Consider the following 18,383-nt stretch of genomic DNA (forward strand, 5'->3'; position numbering starts at 1 on the left):
CGGGGAGGGGGCGATGACCATGACACCCGCCGACGAGGAGCGGCTGCGGCGCTGGCGGCTGGTGCTCGGCGCGGAGAGCGCCGGGACCACGGGCCAGGAGCTCACCGGCCGTGATGCGGCGATGGACGGGGCGCTGGCCTCGCTCTACGGCGACGGGAGCGGACCGGGCGGCGCGAGGAAGCCGGGCGGCCGGGGGCCGGCCGAGCGTTCCGGAGGGCTCGGGGCCTCCGCCCCGTCCGTCGCCCGCTGGCTCGGCGACATCCGCCGGTACTTCCCGAGCTCCGTCGTCCAGGTCATGCAGCGCGACGCGATCGACCGCCTGGGACTGTCCGCGCTGCTGCTGGAGCCCGAGATGCTGGAGGCCGTCGAGCCGGACGTACATCTGGTCGGAACCCTGCTCTCGCTCGGCAGGGCCATGCCGGAGACCACGAGGGAGACGGCCCGGGCGGTCGTGCGCAAGGTCGTCGACGACCTGGAGCACCGGCTGGCCACCCGCACGAGGGCGACGCTCACCGGCGCCCTGGACCGCACGGCCAGAACCGGACGGCCGCGTGGGCGGGACATCGACTGGGACCGCACGATCCGCGCCAACCTCAGGAACTACGTGCCGCTCCCCGGGGCCGACGGAGCCACGGGTGCCGGTGGGACCGGAGGGGAGGAGAAGGCGGGAGGAGCGGCAGGCGCGGGCACGGTCGTCCCCGAGCGCCTCGTCGGTTACGGACGCACCGACCGCTCGGTGAAGAAGGACGTCATCCTCTGCGTCGACCAGTCGGGCTCCATGGCGGCCTCCGTCGTCCACGCCTCGGTCTTCGGTGCGGTCCTCGCCTCCATGCGCACCCTGTCGACCCGGCTCGTCGTCTTCGACACGGCCGTCGTCGACCTCACCGAGCAGCTCGACGACCCGGTGGACGTCCTGTTCGGCACCCGGCTCGGCGGCGGGACGGACATCAACCGCGCGCTCGCCTACTGCCGGTCGAGGATCACCCGTCCGGCGGACACCGTCGTCGTGCTCATCAGTGACCTTCACGAGGGAGGAATCCGCGACGGCATGATCGGCCGGGTCGCCGAGATGAAGGCGTCCGGTGTGCAGTTCGTCGCCCTGCTCGCGCTCTCCGACGAGGGCGCGCCCTCCTGGGACCGGGAGCACGCCGCCGCGCTGGCGGCGCTCGGCGTACCGGCCTTCGCCTGTACTCCCGACCTGTTCCCGGAGGTGATGGCGGCGGCGATCGAGAAGCGTCCCCTGCCAGTGCCCGATACCGGAAGATAAGCGGAACCAGGCGGTCCGCACTGCGTCGCGGACGGTCCGGGCCCTACTCGTACGACACGCCGTTTTGTCCACGACACCCCGGTCACCAGCGTGATCTGTGACCGGTATCACCGCTCAGGTGTGATCTGCAATTTAGGGTCCGGACGAGCGCGGGGGATAACCTGCCGGATGGACATGCCGCGTACCCGGTCACCGTGTGCGCCTCCCTAGTGACTGCGCAGTCACGTTGCCCTCGCGGCACGCCCACGCAGAAAACGAACCGCGAGACCACTAAAAGGGACGGACGCGCGTGGACCTGTTCGAGTACCAGGCGAGGGACCTCTTCGCCAAGCACGGTGTACCGGTGCTGGCCGGTGAAGTCATTGACACGCCTGAGGCAGCCCGCGAGGCGACCGAACGGCTGGGCGGCAAGTCCGTCGTCAAGGCGCAGGTGAAGGTCGGTGGCCGCGGCAAGGCCGGCGGCGTGAAGCTGGCGGCAGACCCGGACGAGGCGGTCGCACGTGCGACCGACATCCTCGGCATGGACATCAAGGGCCACACGGTCCACAAGGTGATGATCGCCGAGCTGTCCCCGGAGATCGAGGCGGAGTACTACGTCTCGTACCTCCTCGACCGCACCAACCGCACCTTCCTCGCCATGGCGTCGGTGCAGGGCGGCATGGACATCGAGGAGGTCGCGGAGAAGACCCCCGAGGCCCTCGCGAAGGTCCCGGTCAACGCCGTCGACGGCGTCGACATCGAGAAGGCCCGCGAGATCGTGGCCCAGGCGAAGTTCCCGGCCGAGGTGGCCGAGGGTGTCGCCGAGGCCCTGGTGACCCTGTGGGACACCTTCGTCGCCGAGGACGCGCTCCTCGTCGAGGTCAACCCGCTGGTGAAGACCAAGGACGGCCGCATCCTGGCCCTGGACGGAAAGGTGTCTCTCGACGAGAACGCCGACTTCCGCCAGCCCGGCCACGAGGAGCTCGAGGACAAGGCCGCGGCCAACCCCCTCGAGGCCGCGGCCAAGGCCAAGAACCTCAACTACGTCAAGCTCGACGGCGAGGTCGGCATCATCGGTAACGGTGCCGGTCTGGTCATGTCGACCCTGGACGTCGTCGCGTACGCCGGTGAGAACCACGGCAACGTGAAGCCCGCCAACTTCCTCGACATCGGTGGCGGCGCCTCCGCCGAGGTCATGGCGAACGGCCTGGAGATCATCCTCGGCGACCCGGACGTCAAGTCCGTCTTCGTCAACGTCTTCGGTGGCATCACCGCCTGCGACGAGGTCGCCAACGGCATCGTCCAGGCCCTGGAGCTGCTCAAGTCCAAGGGCGAAGCAGTCACCAAGCCGCTGGTCGTGCGCCTCGACGGCAACAACGCGGAGCTGGGTCGCAAGATCCTCTCCGACGCCAACCACCCGCTCGTTCAGCGTGTGGACACCATGGACGGCGCGGCCGACAAGGCCGCCGAGCTCGCCGCGGCTGCGAAGTAAGGGACGAGGGACTCCAACACCATGGCTATCTTCCTCACCAAGGACAGCAAGGTCATCGTCCAGGGGATGACCGGCGCCACGGGCATGAAGCACACCAAGCTCATGCTGGCCGACGGCACCAACATCGTCGGTGGCGTGAACCCCCGCAAGGCGGGCACCTCCGTCGACTTCGACGGCACCGAGGTACCCGTATTCGGGTCCGTCGCCGAGGCGATGGAGAAGACCGGCGCCGACGTGTCGGTCCTCTTCGTGCCGCCGGCCTTCGCGAAGGCCGCCGTCGTCGAGGCGATCGACGCCGAGATCCCGCTGGCCGTCGTGATCACCGAGGGCATCGCCGTCCACGACTCGGCCGCCTTCTGGGCGTACGCCGGCTCGAAGGGCAACAAGACCCGGATCATCGGCCCGAACTGCCCCGGCCTGATCACCCCCGGCCAGTCCAACGCCGGCATCATCCCGGGCGACATCACCAAGCCCGGCCGCATCGGTCTCGTGTCCAAGTCCGGCACGCTGACCTACCAGATGATGTACGAGCTCCGTGACATCGGCTTCTCGTCCGCCGTCGGCATCGGTGGCGACCCGGTCATCGGCACGACGCACATCGACGCCCTCGCGGCGTTCGAGGCGGACCCCGAGACCGACCTCATCGTGATGATCGGCGAGATCGGCGGCGACGCCGAGGAGCGTGCCGCCGACTTCATCGCGAAGAACGTCACCAAGCCGGTCGTCGGTTACGTCGCGGGCTTCACCGCCCCCGAGGGCAAGACCATGGGCCACGCCGGCGCCATCGTCTCCGGCTCGTCCGGTACCGCCGCCGCGAAGAAGGAGGCCCTCGAGGCCGCCGGCGTCAAGGTCGGCAAGACGCCGACCGAGACCGCCAAGCTGGCGCGCGAGATCCTGGGCGGCTGACCGCTCAGCGCTCGGCCGCCGCTCAGCGGCACGGCGCGGGCCCGCACCCTCCTCGCAGGGGGTGCGGGCCCGCGCCGTTTGCGTCGACTCCGGAGCCGCAGGTCAGGGAATCTCCGGAACAAGGCGCTCCGGTCCGTGTGCGAGCTCGCCCCGCAGAGCCTTCTGCAGCTTCAGGTCCTGGGGCGTCAGCTTCTCGGGGCCGCCCCGTGGAGGTACGCCGCCGACCCGTTCGGCCGGATACAGCGGCTGTTCGTACTGGGTGGGGGCCGTCTGCAGCGTGAACGCCGTCGTCCCGACGAGCAGCACCGCGAAACCGATCGCCGCCCGGGTCCAGAGCCGCGCGACGCGCTCGCCGCCCGCGCGCACGGCCGGGGCCGACGGCGGTTCGGGCACGTCCTCGCCGAGGGCGAGCGAGCCGAGCCGCTGGTGCAGCACCTCGGACCGGCCGCCGGTTTCCCCGGGCTCCGCCAGCTCCGGCAGCCGCTCGGCGACGGCGGCCCGCGCGTTGATCAGCCGGTTCGCCGCGGCGGGGGTGCTGGCCTCCGTCTCCGCGGCGGTCTCGGGCAGCCCCAGGCCCACGCCGTCGTGGAGCAGCAGGGTACGGCGGGACGAAGGCGGCAGAGTGAGCAGCGTGTCCAGCAGTGCGCGCCGTGCCGGGTCCTCGGGCAGTGCGTCCGGGTGGCGGTGGGTGCGGCGCAGCCGGTGCCAGGGCGACATCGCGTACTCGTACGCCGCCGCCCGCACCCAGCCCGCCGGGTCCCGGTCCCTGGCCACCTCGGGCCAGCGCTGCCAGGCGATCCTGAACGCGTGCTCGACCGCCTCCCGGGCAAGCCTCCGACGGCCCGTCAGCAGATAGGCCTGACGGGTGAGGCCGGGCGCGGCCCAGGCGTACAGCGCGTCGAACGCCTCCTCCGCGGTGAGGCCCCCGGGCCTCTGCGGGCTCTCCGCGCTTCCCGGCACCTGCGGGTCCGGGGTGTCCGGGGTGTCCGGCGCGGATGCCTTCGGGGCGTCCGGTGACGGACCGTCCGGCGCGGGCACCTCGGGGCGTGGGCCTTCACCGGCGGATGCGGCGGACTTGGCAGGCACGGCGGACTTGGCGGGTACGGCGGACTTGGCAGGCACGGCGGACTTGGCGGGTACGGCGGGCTTGGTGGGTAGGGCGGCTGACGGGCTGTCCGGTGACGGTCCGTCCGCTTCAGGGGTCACGGATGCGGTCGGGGCGCCCTCGGCGGCGCCGGTGCCGGGCTCGGTCGGGGACATCGTGCTGCTCCCGTTGGCTTCGACGGAGGGGGGCGGCGCGGGACGCTCCTCGGCGCAGCCGATCAGCCTGGCGTAGACCTTGCGCCGGCGGCCCCGTGGGCTCGCGCGCCCTGTTTCCCAGGCGCGGACCGTGGCGGGCGTGACGCCCACGGCGGCCGCCACCTGTTCCTCACTCAGTGCCCTTGCCTCGCGCAGTCTGCGGCGCTCCACGGGGGAGGGCAGCGGGGCGGCGGCGGCCGGGCCGGCGGGGCTCCGTGTCATGCCCGGCCTCCGTCCCCGAGGGCACTGCACTGGGTGAAAAAGCACATAAACGTATATTGAGCGACACAGCGGCCATTCGCCCGTTACACGGAATAAGGGCGTGTCGTTGGCAGCATGGCCGTGTGACCCAAGTGACCGAGCGCAGCACGATGTTGCCCGCCGAGCGAAGCAGGTCCGTCGCACTCGTCTCCGCGTTCGCGCGCGGGATGATCGCCGCGGGACTCGGGCTCGGCTCGCTGGCCGTCCTGGTCATGATGCTGTGGATCAGCTCCCCGTACCCCGACAGCGGGCCGGACGGCGCCTTCCATGTGGCGACCTCGCTCTGGCTGCTCGCCCACGGCGCCGAACTGGTCAGGGCCGACACCGTCGGCGGACACCCGTCGCCCGTGGCGACCGTGCCGCTGCTGCTCGTCGCGCTGCCCGTGTGGCTCATCCACCGGGCGGCCAGGGACTCGGCGGACCCCGACCCGGAGGGCGTGGGCGAGGACACCGCGGAGACGGGGGAGGAGACGCCGGGCAGGCATTCGGCGGTCGGTGTCTTCTGTGCGGTGAGCGCCGGATACCTCCTGGTGGTGCTGGCGGCGGCGGAGTACGCGCGGGGCGGCGGGCTCTCCCCCGAGCGGGCCTCGCTCGGCTTCCCCGTCGCCTGCGTGGTGGCCGGTGCGGCAGCCGCCGGGGTCTGGGCCGCGCGGGGACGCCCGCTGACCCCGCTGCTGGTCTGGGCACCGCTGAGCGTGCAGGAGGCCGCCGCCCGTACCCGCTTCCGGGCCAAGGCCGGTACGGCCCTGCGGTCCGCCGCCGCCGGAGTACTGGTGCTGCTCGGCGGCGGGGCGGTGCTGGTCGCGGGGGCGCTGATGTGGCACGCGGGGGCGGCGCGGGAGTCGTTCGTCGGGCTGTCGGACGACTGGGCGGGCCGGGTCTCCGTACTGCTGCTCGCGGCGGCCCTCGTGCCGAACGCCGCGATGTGGGGTGCCGCCTACGGGCTCGGGCCGGGATTCGCCCTCGGTACGGCGTCCACGGCCACCCCCCTCGCCTTCACCGGGCCTCCCGCGCTGCCGGAGTTCCCGCTGCTCGCCGCGGTGCCCTCCCACGGCCCGGGTACGCCGGTGAACTGGTCGGCGGTCGCGGTGCCGGTCCTCGCCGCCCTGGCCGTCGCCCGGTTCACCGCGCGGGGGGCGGCGCCGGTGCGCGGGGCGCGCGAGGAGGCGTGGAGCCAGGGGCACACGGCCCTGGTGGCAGGGCTGGCGGCCGTCGGCTGCGGGGCCGGGGCCGCGGCGCTCGCGGCGGCAGCGGGCGGCCCCCTGGGCACCGGGGCGCTGGCGGAGTTCGGCCCCGTCTGGTGGCTGGTCGGTCCTGCGGCCCTCGTGTGGACGGCCGTGGTCGGCGTACCGGCGGCGCTGCTGATCAGGGCCTGGCGGCTGCGGGAGCAGCGGTGGGGATGGCGGTGGGACGCGGCGAAGGCGGAACCCGCGGAGACCGGGGCCGAACCCGCGGAAGGAAAGCCGGAGCGCAAGGCGGACCGGAGGAAGGCGGAGCGGGGCGCGGCGGACAGGCCCGGGCTCGGGGGAGCGGACGAGGACTCCGATCCGTACGAGTTCCTGTCGGCCGACCCGTGGCACGAGGACGGTGCGCGGCAGGCGCGCTGGGCCGCGCTGAAGAAGAACTCGGGGGGCCTGATGGCCGGCCTCCCGGGGCCGGACCCGCTGCCGGCCGCGGCGCCGCTGCCCGGGGCGGAACCATCATCGAGGCCCGCACCGGCCTCCGGGGCGAAACCGGCGTCGACGCCCGCACCGGCCTCCGGACCGGCCGCCTCGGCACCCGGAACCGCGTCCGGACCCGGAACGGCACCCGGCCCCGTCACGGCGCGGAGCTCCGGCACGGCACCCGCTGCCGCGCCCGTCCCCGGCACCCCGTCGGCGTCCGGCAAAGCGTCCGCACCCGACACCGCGTCCGGCACCGCGGCCCCGTCCCCGTCCGGTCCCGAAGAGCCGACCGGCCGGGACCCGGGTGCCCAGGGGCACTCGGATTCCGGCCGGGATTCCGCTCCGCGGTGATCACGCGGAGTCGGCGGGCTGCGGGGGACGGGCGGAGCTACTCCCGTACGCCGAAGAAGGGCTCCAGCGGGTCGGGCAGCTTGTCGTTGCAGGAGACGGCGGCGGACTTGGTCAGCGCGTCGTTCACGCAGGTGTAGTAGTCGCGGTAGACCAGCTGGACCGTGTAGCCCGTGGCGACGATCGCCAGGGCCAGCAGCGCCGTCACGAGGCCGCTGACGGCCGCCGTCGTCTGCTGGCGCCCGGCGTACTGCGCGGCGCCCGGGGCGCCGGGCGGGGTGCCGGGCTGCGCGGGGGCGGGCGTCCGGTCGGGACCGCTCGCGTCCGCCGCCGCGCCCGTGCCCGCGGCGCCTGCCGCCGGGGTCTTGCGCGGGCCGCCGCGCAGCGCGCTGATCGACCAGTACACGGAGAGCGCGCCGAGGAGCAGTGCGATCTCGGGGAAGTCGAACAGGGCGAAGAAGAACGCCCACATGCCGCCCAGCACCGCGTAGCGCGCGCGCCGCTGGGCGGGGTCCGTCGGGTCCCAGCGGAGCCCGCCGGGGCTGCCCTCGGGTCCGCCGCCCTGGCCGCCGGGCCCACCGGTCCCGCCGGGGCGCCCGCCGAAGCCGCCGCTCTGCCGGCCCGGCTGCCGGTCGCTCCACTGGCTGCCCCAGACCGGCCGGTCGTCGGGGCGGCCCTCGCCACTGTCGCCGTTCCCGCCGTTGCTGTGGTTCCCCGGCGTGTGGGACGGGTGGCGGGGCTGCCAGGGCTGGTCGGGCCGGTCCTCGGGAGGCGCGGCGAACGGATTGTCGTCGGAGGACCCTGAGGAGGACCCGGAGACCCCCGAAGAAGACCCCGTCGAGGAACCCGAGCCCGACGAGGAGTCCGGCGAAGAGGACTGGCGTTCCCGCATCAGCGTGGATGCCCGCTCGGGCAGCGGGTGGCCAAGGGCGGTGCGGAGGCGGTCCGGCATGTGGTGAACGTCTTCCCCATCTCGTCATTTCCGCCCGGGGGCGGTTCCCTGTCCCCTGACGCTACCTCTCGGTCACGCCCCCGTCCCGTGGGGGCCGCTGGGAGTGCCGGTATCGTTGCTGACGGTCGGAACGTTCGTAGAGTTCCCCGTATCGGGGGACGAGCCTCTTTCGTACGACCATACAAACGCACCTCCTGTACATCGCGTATCCGCTCCACCACGCGAGAAAGGGCCCTGCCGTGGCCTCCCCGCCCCCTTCCGCCGCTCCGGCCCGTGTGGTCGTGCTCGTCTCCGGCTCAGGCACGAACCTCCAAGCACTGCTCGACGCGATCGGTGACGACCCCGAGGGCTACGGCGCCCGGATCGTCGCCGTCGGCGCGGACCGCTACGGCACCGTCGGCATCGAGCGCGCCGAGCGCGCCGGGCTCCCCACCTTCGTGTGCAAGCTCGGCGAGTACGAGAGCCGCGACGCGTGGGACGCGGCCCTGACCGCGGCCGTGGCCGGGCACCGCCCGGACCTCGTCGTGTCCGCCGGGTTCATGAAGATCGTCGGCAAGGGCTTCCTCGCCGAGTTCGGCGGCCGTGTCGTCAACACCCACCCCGCCCTGCTCCCCAGCTTTCCCGGTGCTCACGGCGTCCGCGACGCGCTCGCGTACGGCGTGAAGGTCACCGGGTGCACCGTCCACTTCGTCGACGACGGCGTCGACACCGGTCCGATCATCGCGCAGGGCGTGGTCGAGGTGACCGAAGAGGAAACGGCGGAGGGCGAAGCCGCCCTCCACGAACGCATCAAGGAAGTCGAGCGCAAGCTGCTCGTCGAGGCCGTGGGGCGGCTCGCCCGTGACGGCTATCGCATTGAGGGACGAAAGGTTCATCTCGGTCATGTCGGTGAATAAGCCCATCCGTCGCGCCCTGGTCAGCGTCTACGACAAGACGGGGCTCGAAGACCTCGCCCGCGGTCTGCACGAGGCGGGTGTCGAGCTGGTCTCCACCGGCTCCACCGCCGGGAGGATCGCAGCCGCAGGGGTTCCGGTCACCAAGGTCGAGGAGCTCACCGGCTTCCCCGAGTGCCTCGACGGCCGCGTCAAGACGCTGCACCCCCGCGTGCACGCCGGCATCCTCGCCGACCTGCGCCTCGACTCCCACCGCGAGCAGCTCGCCGAGCTCGGCGTGGAGCCGTTCGACCTGGTGGTCGTCAACCTGTACCCGTTCAAGGCGACCGTCGCGTCCGGCGCCTCCGACGACGAGTGCGTGGAGCAGATCGACATCGGCGGCCCCTCGATGGTCCGCGCCGCCGCCAAGAACCACCCGTCCGTGGCGGTCGTGACCAGCCCCGAGCGGTACGCCGACGTCCTGGCCGCGGTCGAGGCCGGCGGCTTCGACCTGGCCGCCCGCAAGCGCCTCGCCGGCGAGGCCTTCCAGCACACCGCCGCGTACGACGTGGCCGTCGCCTCCTGGTTCGCGGCGGACTACGCGGCCGACGGCGACTCCGGTCTGCCCGGGTTCCTCGGTGACACCTTCACGCGCAAGAACGTCCTGCGCTACGGCGAGAACCCGCACCAGCCCGCCGCGCTCTACACCTCCGGCGAGGGCGGCCTCGCCGAGGCCGAGCAGCTGCACGGCAAGGAGATGTCCTACAACAACTACACGGACACCGACGCCGCCCGCCGCGCCGCCTACGACCACGCCGAGCCGTGCGTCGCGATCATCAAGCACGCCAACCCGTGCGGCATCGCCATCGCGGACGACGTGGCGACGGCGCACCGCAACGCGCACGCCTGCGACCCGCTGTCCGCGTTCGGCGGCGTCATCGCCGTCAACCGCCCGGTGACCGTCGAGATGGCCGAGCAGGTCGCGGAGATCTTCACCGAGGTCATCGTCGCCCCGGCGTACGAGGACGGCGCGGTCGAGGTCCTCGCCCGCAAGAAGAACATCCGCGTGCTGCGCGCCCCCGAGGCCCCGTCCGCCGAGGTCGAGGTCAAGCCGATCGACGGCGGCGCGCTGCTGCAGGTCACCGACCGGCTCCAGGCCGACGGCGACGACCCGGCCAACTGGACCCTCGCCACCGGCGAGGCGCTCTCCGCCGAGGAGCTCAGGGAGCTCGCCTTCGCGTGGAAGGCGAGCCGCGCGGTGAAGTCCAACGCGATCCTGCTCGCCAAGGACGGCGCCTCGGTCGGCGTCGGCATGGGCCAGGTCAACCGTGTCGACTCCGCGAAGCTCGCCGTCGAGCGGGCGGGCGAGGAGCGGGCGCGTGGCTCGTACGCCGCGTCCGACGCCTTCTTCCCCTTCCCCGACGGCCTGGAGATCCTGACCGCCGCCGGTATCAAGGCCGTCGCCCAGCCGGGCGGCTCGGTCCGCGACGAGCTGGTCGTCGAGGCCGCGAAGAAGGCGGGCGTGACCATGTACTTCACGGGCACGCGTCACTTCTTCCACTGACACACAGGTCGTGGCACCACCGCAGGCCGTACCCGCCCGGGTACGGCCTGCGGTGCGTCCCGGCGTACGGAATCCGGTCGTCACTCTGTTCTAATGAATGGCCTTGCCGGACCGTAGCGGGCGGGACCGGTGCGACCGGCAGTGACAGGTGAGGGATTCCGTTGCGGGGGCATCGTGCTTGATCTGAACCAGGGCGGAACCGGCGTGTCCGAGGAGCCGGCCGCGCGTGCACCGCACCCGGCACCACTGCGCCCGTATCTGATCGCGGCCGTCGTCCTGTGCGCGGTCTACTTCCTGTACGCCTACCTCAGGTACAGCCACTTCCAGTCGCCCTCCTGGGACCTGGGCATCTTCGAGCAGGAGGTGCGCGCGTACGCCGGGTTCGACGCCCCGGTCGTCGACATCAAGGGCCCCGGCTATCTGATACTCGGCGACCACTTCAGCCCCCTGGTCGCGCTCCTGGTCCCGCTCTACTGGATCTGGCCGTCGGCCGTCGCCCTGCTGTTCGCCCAGGCCGCCCTGTTCGCCGCCTCCGCCGTGATCGTGGGCCGCACCGTCCAGCAGCTCCTGGGCGGCCGTTCCGGTCTCTGCGTCACCGTCGCGTACGGGCTGTCCTGGGGGCTCCAGGAGGCCGTCAAGGCGGACTTCCACGAGATAGCCCTCGCCGTCCCGCTGCTGGCCCTGGTCTGCCGCGCCCTGCTCATGGAGCGCTGGCGCGCCGCCGTCCTGTGGTCGCTGCCGCTGGTCCTGGTCAAGGAGGACCTCGGGGTCACCGTGGCCGTCGTGGGCGTGCTCCTGGCCATCTACGGGCGGCGGTTCCAGGGCTTCCTGCTGGCGTCCTTCGGCGTGGTCGCGTTCGTCATGACCGTGCTGGTGCTCATACCGGCGGCCAGCAGCGCGGGAACGTACGACTACTGGAAGAAGATCGAGGAGAACGGCGGCCAGGAGGTCTCCCCGCTCGACTCCGTGCTCGGGGTCCTCGACTCGTCCGTCAAGATCGAGATGCTGGTCTTCCTCGTCGGCATCACCGCCTTCATGGCGCTGCGCTCCCCGCTGGTCCTGCTCGTCCTGCCCACGATCGGCTGGCGCCTGCTCTCCCAGGACTCCAACCACTGGGGGATGGTCTGGCACTACAGCGCGATCCTGATGCCCGTGGTCTTCCTGGCCATGGCCGACGGCATCCGCCGCAGCCGGGAATCGAAACGGCCCTGGCTGGTCTCGTACGCCAACGCGGCCGTGCCCGTCGCCCTGGGCATCTCCCTCGCCCTCTCCCAGCACCTTCCGTTCCGCGAACTGCTGCGCCCCGAGACGTACCGCGCCGACGCCCGCGTGCAGGCCGCCGAGGAGGCGCTCGACGCCATCCCGGAGGGCGCCCGGGTGGAGACCGACATCACGCTGATGGCACACCTGACCGGGGACCGCACGGTCTACTGGGTCGGAGGGGCGCCCGGCACCGCCCCCGACGTCGTCGCGATCAACCTGGACTTCGGCTGGTCGCGGCCGATCGACGACCCGGTGAAGTACGCCCAGCAGCTCCACCCCGAGGCGAGCTACAGGATCACGCACGAGGCGGGCACCTTCGTCGTCATGGAGCGGACCAGCCCGGAGCCCGACGCCTACCGGTAGAGCGGTGCGGCGTGCCGGGACCCCGGACAGCACGAAGGGCCGGATCTCTCCGGCCCTTCGTGACGGCTGAACCGCGTTGCGTACTACTTCTTGATCACCAGGGTGCCCGCGGCACGGTCGTGCCAGCCCTGCAGCTTGCCGGAGTTGTCGAAGAACGGCGACAGGTAGACGAGCAGCGCGCCGATGTAGCAGAGGAACACGCCGACGATCGGGATGATGTAGCGGATGAAGCCCGCGCCGATGCCCGGGTTCTGACCGGTGTTCTCCTTGACCACACGCAGGCCAACGGCCATCTTGCCGACGGTGGCGCCGAGGAAGGAGATCATCAGCCACTCGTAGAGCAGCGTGATCAGGGCGAAGATCAGCACCATGCCGAGCATCGTGGCGATGATGCCGGCGCTGGCCTCGTTGACACAGTCCTGGTAACCGGGGTCCATGTACGAGCCGCAGTCGTCCGCGCTCTCGGCGATGCCCAGGGCGCCGGCGAGACCGATCGCGCTGAGGATGCCGTACAGCACACCGATGACGACACCGTCGATGGCGCGGGCGCCGAGGCGGCGGCCCATCGAGGCGACCTGGACCGTGCCGAGGGCCGGCACGTTGATGTAACCGCTGTTGGCCTGGATCGTCCCCGGGGCCTGCTGCGGGTAGCCGTAGCCGGGCTGGCCCTGCGGCGGCACACCCGGCTGCTGCGGGTAGCCGTAGCCCGGCTGCCCCTGCTGCGGCGGAACGCCCTGGGGGGCCTGCTGCGGGTAGCCGTAACCGGGCTGGCCCTGCGGCGGCTGCTGGCCGTACGGGTTGTTCGGATTCTGGTTCGGGTCGCCGAAACTCATCTGGGCGGTTCCTCCAACGTGCAAGCGGGGACGACGCGGCCGCACGGAGGAAAGAAAGGTCAGTGGTCCGCCCCCCGGTACTTCTGCGGCACTGCGGCCATCATCGTTATAAGCGGCACGTAAGTTTGTCCAGTCGATATGACTGGCTGTTGCCCAAGTGCAACATCGCGTGCGCCGAGGCACCCGCAATTGGTATGCGGGGCAGGTCATCCGCGAAGATGGGGTCATGACTGCCCAGATTCTCGATGGCAAGGCCACCGCAGCTGCGATCAAGTCCGATCTGACCGTCCGCGTGGCGGCCCTCAAGGCACAGGGCATCACCCCCGGCCTGGGAACCCTGCTCGTCGGGGACGACCCGGGCAGCCGCTGGTACGTGAACGGCAAGCACCGTGACTGCGCCCAGGTCGGCATGGGCTCGATCCAGCGCGAACTCCCCGACACCGCCACCCAGGAGGAGATCGAGGAGGTCGTACGGGAGCTCAACGCCAACCCGGACTGCACGGGCTACATCGTGCAACTCCCGCTCCCCAAGGGGATCGACACCAACCGCATCCTGGAGCTGATGGACCCGGCGAAGGACGCGGACGGGCTGCACCCGATGAGCCTGGGCAAGCTCGTGCTCAACGAGACCGGCCCGCTGCCCTGCACCCCGCAGGGTGTCGTGACCCTGCTCCGCCGCCACGGCGTCGAGATCAACGGCGCCCATGTGGTCGTCGTCGGCCGCGGCGTCACCATCGGCCGGCCGCTCCCGCTGCTGCTGACGCGCAAGTCGGAGAACGCGACCGTCACCCAGTGCCACACCGGCACCCGTGACCTCTCGGCGCACCTGCGCCAGGCCGACATCATCGTCGCGGCCGCCGGAGTGCCGCACCTGATCAAGCCCGAGGACGTGAAGCCGGGCGCCGCCGTGCTCGACGTCGGCGTCAGCCGCGACGAGAACGGCAAGATCGTCGGCGATGTCCACCCGGGTGTCGCCGAGGTCGCGGCCTGGGTCGCCCCGAACCCGGGCGGCGTCGGCCCCATGACCCGCGCCCAGCTGCTCGTCAACGTGGTCGAGGCGGCCGAGCGCGCCGCCGCCGAGGCCTCCGCCGCGTCCGCCGGCTGACCCGGACCGGGGAGACGGCATGGGTGCTGGTGCGAATCCGGCGGACGCCACGCACACGGACGGGCCCGCCGACGAGGCGGGAACGCCCGTGTCCGGGAAGGCCGCCGAGGCGCGCGAGGAGACCGGAACGTCCGGGGAGGCCGGGATGGCGGAGGAGACCGTGACCGCGGTGGACGGCGTGGCGCCGGCAGAGGCCGCGGACGCCGGCGGAGCGGACGGGACCACCGAAGCGGAAGGGACCGCCGAAGCCGGCGGGGCCGATGCGGAGGGCGGGGGCAGCGGTTCGACCTGGGCGCCCTCGCGCCGCTTCTCGCTGACCCACGACACCGCGCGCCCCGAGGGCGGCGGCCGTGCGGCACCGGGGGACGCCCCCGCGCCCGCGCGGCAGTGGCCGCTGCTCACCGTGCTCTGCACCGCGGGCGCCGGGCTGCTGATCGTGGGGACCGACCCGTTCGCCGAGGCGTTCAGGATCGGCGCGATGCTGATGGGTGCCGCCCTGCTCGTGGGCGCGGTGCTGCGCTGGGTGGTCCCCTCCGTCGGGATGCTCGCCGTGCGGTCCCGGTTCACGGACCTCGTCACGTACGGCCTGATGGGAACGCTGATCGTGCTGCTCGCGCTGATGGCGCAGCCCAAGCCCTGGCTGGACGTCCCGTTCCTCCAGGACGCGGTCCACTTCACGATCCGCTAGCTCCCGGCGGCTCGGGCCCGTCCGGAGAGAAGAAGGAGGTGTCCGTCCCCTCCCCCGAGAAGGGACGGACACCGGACCGGGCACACCGGCGCAAGAAGCACCGGAATGGGGTGGGTTGAGCGGCCTTGCCCTGTCCTGGAACAAGCGTCATGGACATGAGGTTCCGGTTCAAGAGCCGCCTGGCGGCTGTGGCACGGAAGTGACCATTCCGCCATCGTGTGATCGTCACGCAACGACGGGCATCCGCTCGGTACGTTCTACGGCGCACTACGGAGAACGCGCTCATACGGAATGCACCCGTGCGCCCCTTTGTCCGGAACTGGCAGCCTGGGTCCATGCATCCTTCTGGGTAGCCCGGAGCGAGCGACCGTCGTTCCGGACGCCAGGGGGAGGGTCCGGCGCCGGGGAACGGGGGTGCGCCGGGGAACGCCCCAGGGGAATCGACTGGGGGGAAGGCAATGCCTCGTTGGAAGGCGCTACCGGAAGAACTCGATCCGCAGGTGCGGGAGTTCGCCGGCCGGCTGCGCGCACTGGTGGACCGCAGCGGACTCAGCCTGGCCGCGGTCGCCGACCGCACGGGTTACAGCAAGACGTCGTGGGAGCGGTACTTGAACGGCAGGCTGCTCGCGCCCAAGGGGGCGATCGTCGCGCTCGCCGAGGCGACGGGCACCCCGCAGCACCATCTGACGACCATGTGGGAGCTGGCCGAACGCGCCTGGAGCCGCTCGGAGATGCGCCACGACATGACGATGGAGGCCATCAGGATCTCCCAGGCGCGTGCGGCGCTCGGCGAGGCCGGGGTCGCCGCCGCCCCCCTGGCGGCCGGGCGGGCCGCAGCCGGCACGGGCGTCTCCACCGCCGAGGCGCCCGGGGGAGAGGGGCGCGACGCGGGCCGTCCGCCGTCCGTCCCCGTGCAGCGCGGCGCCGCTCCGCGGAATCCGCAGCAGCCCCTGCCCGGGGCCGCACCGGACAACGGGGGCCGTCCGGGCGGCGGGCGGCGCAAGGTGACGCTGTTCCTCACGGGGACCGTGGGCGCCCTCATGCTGATAGCCGGTGCCGTCCTCCTCACCGATCTGGGCGGCGGTGAGGACGGCACCGGCGCGGCGGCGGCCACGCCGTCCGCGCGGCCCGCCGGCAGCGAGCCGGAACTGCCCGCCGGAATCGGGTGCGAGGGCGCCGACTGCACCGGGCAGGACCCGGAAGCCATGGGCTGCGGCGGCCAGTTCGCCGGTACGGTCGCCAGGGTCACGGTCGGTGGCGGGCTCGTCGAGGTCCGCTACAGCGAGACCTGCGGGGCGGCATGGGCCCGCATCACCCGGGCTTCGCCGGGCGACACCGTCCGGATCACCGCGGGCCGGGCGGAGCAGGAGGGCACGGTCGACGCCGACGCCGACGCGTACACCCCGATGGTCGCCGTGGAGCGGGCCTCCGACGCCGAGGCCTGCGCGACGCTCGCCTCGGGGGCGACCGGCTGCACCGTTCCGGAGTAGGAGGGCCCGCGGAGGATTGCGGTACGTAACCGGCTGTGTGCGGTGCCACAGGGGGGCGGGCAGCCGGGACGGCGCGGGTCGGATAGCCTGACCGCTGGATATCTCTTCACGTCAAGATTCAGGGGTATCCAGCACCAGGGGCAGGGACCCCCACCGCCAGCTGTCTAACGGAGATCGCCATGACCCGCACTCCCGTGAATGTCACCGTGACCGGCGCAGCCGGCCAGATCGGCTACGCGCTGCTCTTCCGCATCGCCTCCGGCCACCTGCTCGGCCCGGATGTGCCGGTCAACCTCCGACTCCTCGAGATCCCGCAGGGCCTGAAGGCCGCAGAGGGCACCGCGATGGAGCTCGACGACTGCGCCTTCCCGCTGCTGCGCAACATCGAGATCACCGACGACCCCAACGTCGGCTTCGCCGGTGCCAACGTCGCCCTCCTGGTCGGCGCACGCCCGCGCACGAAGGGCATGGAGCGCGGCGACCTGCTCTCGGCCAACGGCGGCATCTTCAAGCCCCAGGGCAAGGCCATCAACGACAACGCCGCGGACGACATCAAGGTCCTCGTCGTCGGCAACCCGGCCAACACCAACGCCCTCATCGCGCAGGCCGCGGCCCCGGACGTACCGGCCGAGCGCTTCACCGCGATGACCCGCCTCGACCACAACCGCGCGATCTCGCAGCTGGCCGCCAAGACCGGTGCCGCCGTCTCCGACATCAAGCGCCTGACGATCTGGGGCAACCACTCGGCGACCCAGTACCCGGACATCTTCCACGCGGAGATCGCCGGCAAGAACGCCGCCGAGGTCGTCAACGACGAGGCATGGCTGGCCGACACCTTCATCCCGACCGTCGCCAAGCGCGGCGCCGCGATCATCGAGGCCCGTGGCGCGTCCTCGGCCGCCTCCGCCGCCAACGCCGCCATCGACCACGTGCACACCTGGGTCAACGGCACCGCCGCCGGCGACTGGACCTCGATGGGTATCCCGTCGGACGGCTCCTACGGCGTGCCCGAGGGCATCATCTCCTCCTTCCCGGTCACCACGAAGGACGGCAAGTACGAGATCGTCCAGGGCCTGGACATCAACGAGTTCTCCCGTGCGCGCATCGACGCGTCGGTGAAGGAGCTCACCGAGGAGCGCGACGCGGTCCGCGAGCTCGGCCTGATCTGACCGGCTCCCGGCCACCGGCCGGACCCGGACGTCATGAGGGCGCCCCCCGACGGCATCTGCCGCGGGGGGCGCCCTCATGTGCGCTGCCGGCGCATTCCGTACGCCGGGTCAGAGCCCCAGCAGCCGGTCGGCGAGCCCACGCACGGCCTGCGCCGCCGCGCGCTGCAACTGGGGACCGAAGGTGATCCGCGCCGCGCCCAGCTCCCCGAGCCGCCGGGCCGTGTCGGGACCCTCGGGCGAGCCGAGGGCGTTGAGCGGGACCGGCACCGCTGCGGCCACCCGGGCGAGCACCTCGCCCGGGGCCATGATCGGGTAGACGCAGTCCGCGCCGGCCTCCGCGTAGAGCAGGGCGCGGGCGACCGTGTCGCCGGCCACGTCCGTGGCGGCCGGATCACCGTGGATGTACGTGTCGACGCGGGCGTTGACGAAGAGCCGTCCGCCCGCCGCGGCGCGGACCTCCGCGAGCCGGTCGGCCTGCCGCCGGGGGGCGACGAGCACCCCGTCGACGGAGTCCTCCAGATTGCAGCCGACCGCCCCCGCCTCCAGGAGGCGTTCGACGAGCTCCTGTGGGGCGAGGCCGTAGCCGGCCTCGATGTCGGCCGACACCGGCACGGACACGGCCCGGGCGATCCGGGCCACCGCCGCGAACATCTCCGCGGCCGGGGTCCGCCCGTCGGTGTGTCCGAGGGAGGCCGCGATGCCCGCGCTCGGTGTCGCGAGGGCGGGGAAACCGGCGTCCTCGAACGCCAGGGCGCTCGGGACGTCCCACGGGCCCGGCAGGACCAGCGGGTCGCCCGTGGGACGGCCGTGGTGCAGCGCGCGGAAGACGGACACGGGCTCGTTCATCGGGGCTCCGGGGCTGGAGGGG

Annotated in this window: 15 protein-coding genes; 11 read left to right on the top strand and 4 right to left on the bottom strand. The window is 72.4% G+C overall.

Annotated elements, in window-relative coordinates:
• Positions 1-13 precede the first annotated feature (13 nt).
• The 3 genes from AMK10_RS02780 (at position 14) to sucD (ending at position 3,644) form a co-directional block, all read left to right on the top strand.
• Entirely contained in the window at positions 14-1,267 is a 1,254-nt protein-coding gene (locus AMK10_RS02780; RefSeq protein ID WP_073744396.1) for a VWA domain-containing protein, read from the top strand.
• Between the two features lie 289 nt (positions 1,268-1,556).
• Positions 1,557-2,738: an ADP-forming succinate--CoA ligase subunit beta gene (gene sucC / locus AMK10_RS02785; RefSeq protein ID WP_073744398.1), complete on the top strand. Its 1,182-nt coding sequence runs from the start codon at positions 1,557-1,559 to the stop codon at positions 2,736-2,738.
• Positions 2,739-2,759: 21 nt separating this feature from the next.
• The gene (gene sucD, locus AMK10_RS02790; RefSeq protein WP_073744400.1) at positions 2,760-3,644 is read left to right on the top strand and encodes a succinate--CoA ligase subunit alpha; all 885 of its coding nucleotides are present in this window, start codon (positions 2,760-2,762) and stop codon (positions 3,642-3,644) included.
• A 102-nt stretch (positions 3,645-3,746) separates the two neighbouring features.
• Here the strand turns inward: sucD and AMK10_RS02795 are convergent, their stop codons facing one another.
• Complete coding sequence (locus tag AMK10_RS02795; RefSeq protein WP_073744402.1) at positions 3,747-5,165, bottom strand: helix-turn-helix domain-containing protein; 1,419 nt, start codon at positions 5,163-5,165, stop codon at positions 3,747-3,749.
• A 131-nt stretch (positions 5,166-5,296) separates the two neighbouring features.
• Here AMK10_RS02795 and AMK10_RS02800 point away from each other — a divergent pair, with 131 nt between their 5' ends.
• Entirely contained in the window at positions 5,297-7,219 is a 1,923-nt protein-coding gene (locus AMK10_RS02800) for a cell division protein PerM (RefSeq protein ID WP_241839488.1), read from the top strand.
• A 37-nt stretch (positions 7,220-7,256) separates the two neighbouring features.
• Here the strand turns inward: AMK10_RS02800 and AMK10_RS02805 are convergent, their stop codons facing one another.
• Positions 7,257-8,168 (bottom strand): hypothetical protein, encoded by a 912-nt coding sequence (locus tag AMK10_RS02805; RefSeq protein ID WP_073744404.1) that lies wholly within the window; start codon positions 8,166-8,168, stop codon positions 7,257-7,259.
• Positions 8,169-8,407: 239 nt separating this feature from the next.
• On the opposite strand from AMK10_RS02805, the gene purN reads away from it, so the two are divergent.
• From purN to AMK10_RS02820, 3 genes are all read left to right on the top strand, one after another.
• Positions 8,408-9,064, top strand: coding sequence for a phosphoribosylglycinamide formyltransferase (gene purN, locus AMK10_RS02810; RefSeq protein WP_073744406.1), 657 nt, complete (start codon positions 8,408-8,410; stop codon positions 9,062-9,064).
• Positions 9,051-10,604: a bifunctional phosphoribosylaminoimidazolecarboxamide formyltransferase/IMP cyclohydrolase gene (gene purH, locus AMK10_RS02815; protein ID WP_073744408.1), complete on the top strand. Its 1,554-nt coding sequence runs from the start codon at positions 9,051-9,053 to the stop codon at positions 10,602-10,604. Before purN ends, purH begins: the two co-directional genes overlap by 14 nt.
• Before the next feature lie 183 nt (positions 10,605-10,787).
• Complete coding sequence (locus AMK10_RS02820) at positions 10,788-12,230, top strand: DUF2079 domain-containing protein (protein ID WP_241839489.1); 1,443 nt, start codon at positions 10,788-10,790, stop codon at positions 12,228-12,230.
• An 83-nt stretch (positions 12,231-12,313) separates the two neighbouring features.
• Here AMK10_RS02820 and AMK10_RS02825 read toward each other — a convergent pair whose 3' ends face one another.
• Positions 12,314-13,063 (bottom strand): RDD family protein, encoded by a 750-nt coding sequence (locus tag AMK10_RS02825; RefSeq protein WP_073744412.1) that lies wholly within the window; start codon positions 13,061-13,063, stop codon positions 12,314-12,316.
• A 226-nt stretch (positions 13,064-13,289) separates the two neighbouring features.
• On the opposite strand from AMK10_RS02825, the gene AMK10_RS02830 reads away from it, so the two are divergent.
• The 4 genes from AMK10_RS02830 to AMK10_RS02845 all read left to right on the top strand — a co-directional run bounded on the left by AMK10_RS02830 (position 13,290) and on the right by AMK10_RS02845 (position 17,515).
• Entirely contained in the window at positions 13,290-14,168 is an 879-nt protein-coding gene (locus tag AMK10_RS02830; RefSeq protein WP_073744414.1) for a bifunctional methylenetetrahydrofolate dehydrogenase/methenyltetrahydrofolate cyclohydrolase, read from the top strand.
• Between the two features lie 19 nt (positions 14,169-14,187).
• Positions 14,188-14,856, top strand: coding sequence for a DUF3017 domain-containing protein (locus AMK10_RS02835; protein ID WP_073744416.1), 669 nt, complete (start codon positions 14,188-14,190; stop codon positions 14,854-14,856).
• Positions 14,857-15,314: 458 nt separating this feature from the next.
• The gene (locus tag AMK10_RS02840) at positions 15,315-16,346 is read left to right on the top strand and encodes an XRE family transcriptional regulator (protein WP_073744418.1); all 1,032 of its coding nucleotides are present in this window, start codon (positions 15,315-15,317) and stop codon (positions 16,344-16,346) included.
• Between the two features lie 179 nt (positions 16,347-16,525).
• A complete protein-coding gene (locus AMK10_RS02845) occupies positions 16,526-17,515 on the top strand; it encodes a malate dehydrogenase (protein WP_073744420.1) in 990 nt (329 codons plus the stop codon).
• Positions 17,516-17,623: 108 nt separating this feature from the next.
• Here the strand turns inward: AMK10_RS02845 and AMK10_RS02850 are convergent, their stop codons facing one another.
• Positions 17,624-18,361 carry an isocitrate lyase/PEP mutase family protein gene (locus tag AMK10_RS02850; RefSeq protein WP_073744422.1) on the bottom strand — a complete coding sequence of 246 codons (738 nt, stop codon included), beginning with the start codon at positions 18,359-18,361 and terminating at the stop codon, positions 17,624-17,626.
• Positions 18,362-18,383 lie beyond the last annotated feature (22 nt).

Source organism: Streptomyces sp. CB02058, from assembly GCF_001905505.1.
Classification (GTDB): Bacteria; Actinomycetota; Actinomycetes; order Streptomycetales; family Streptomycetaceae; genus Streptomyces.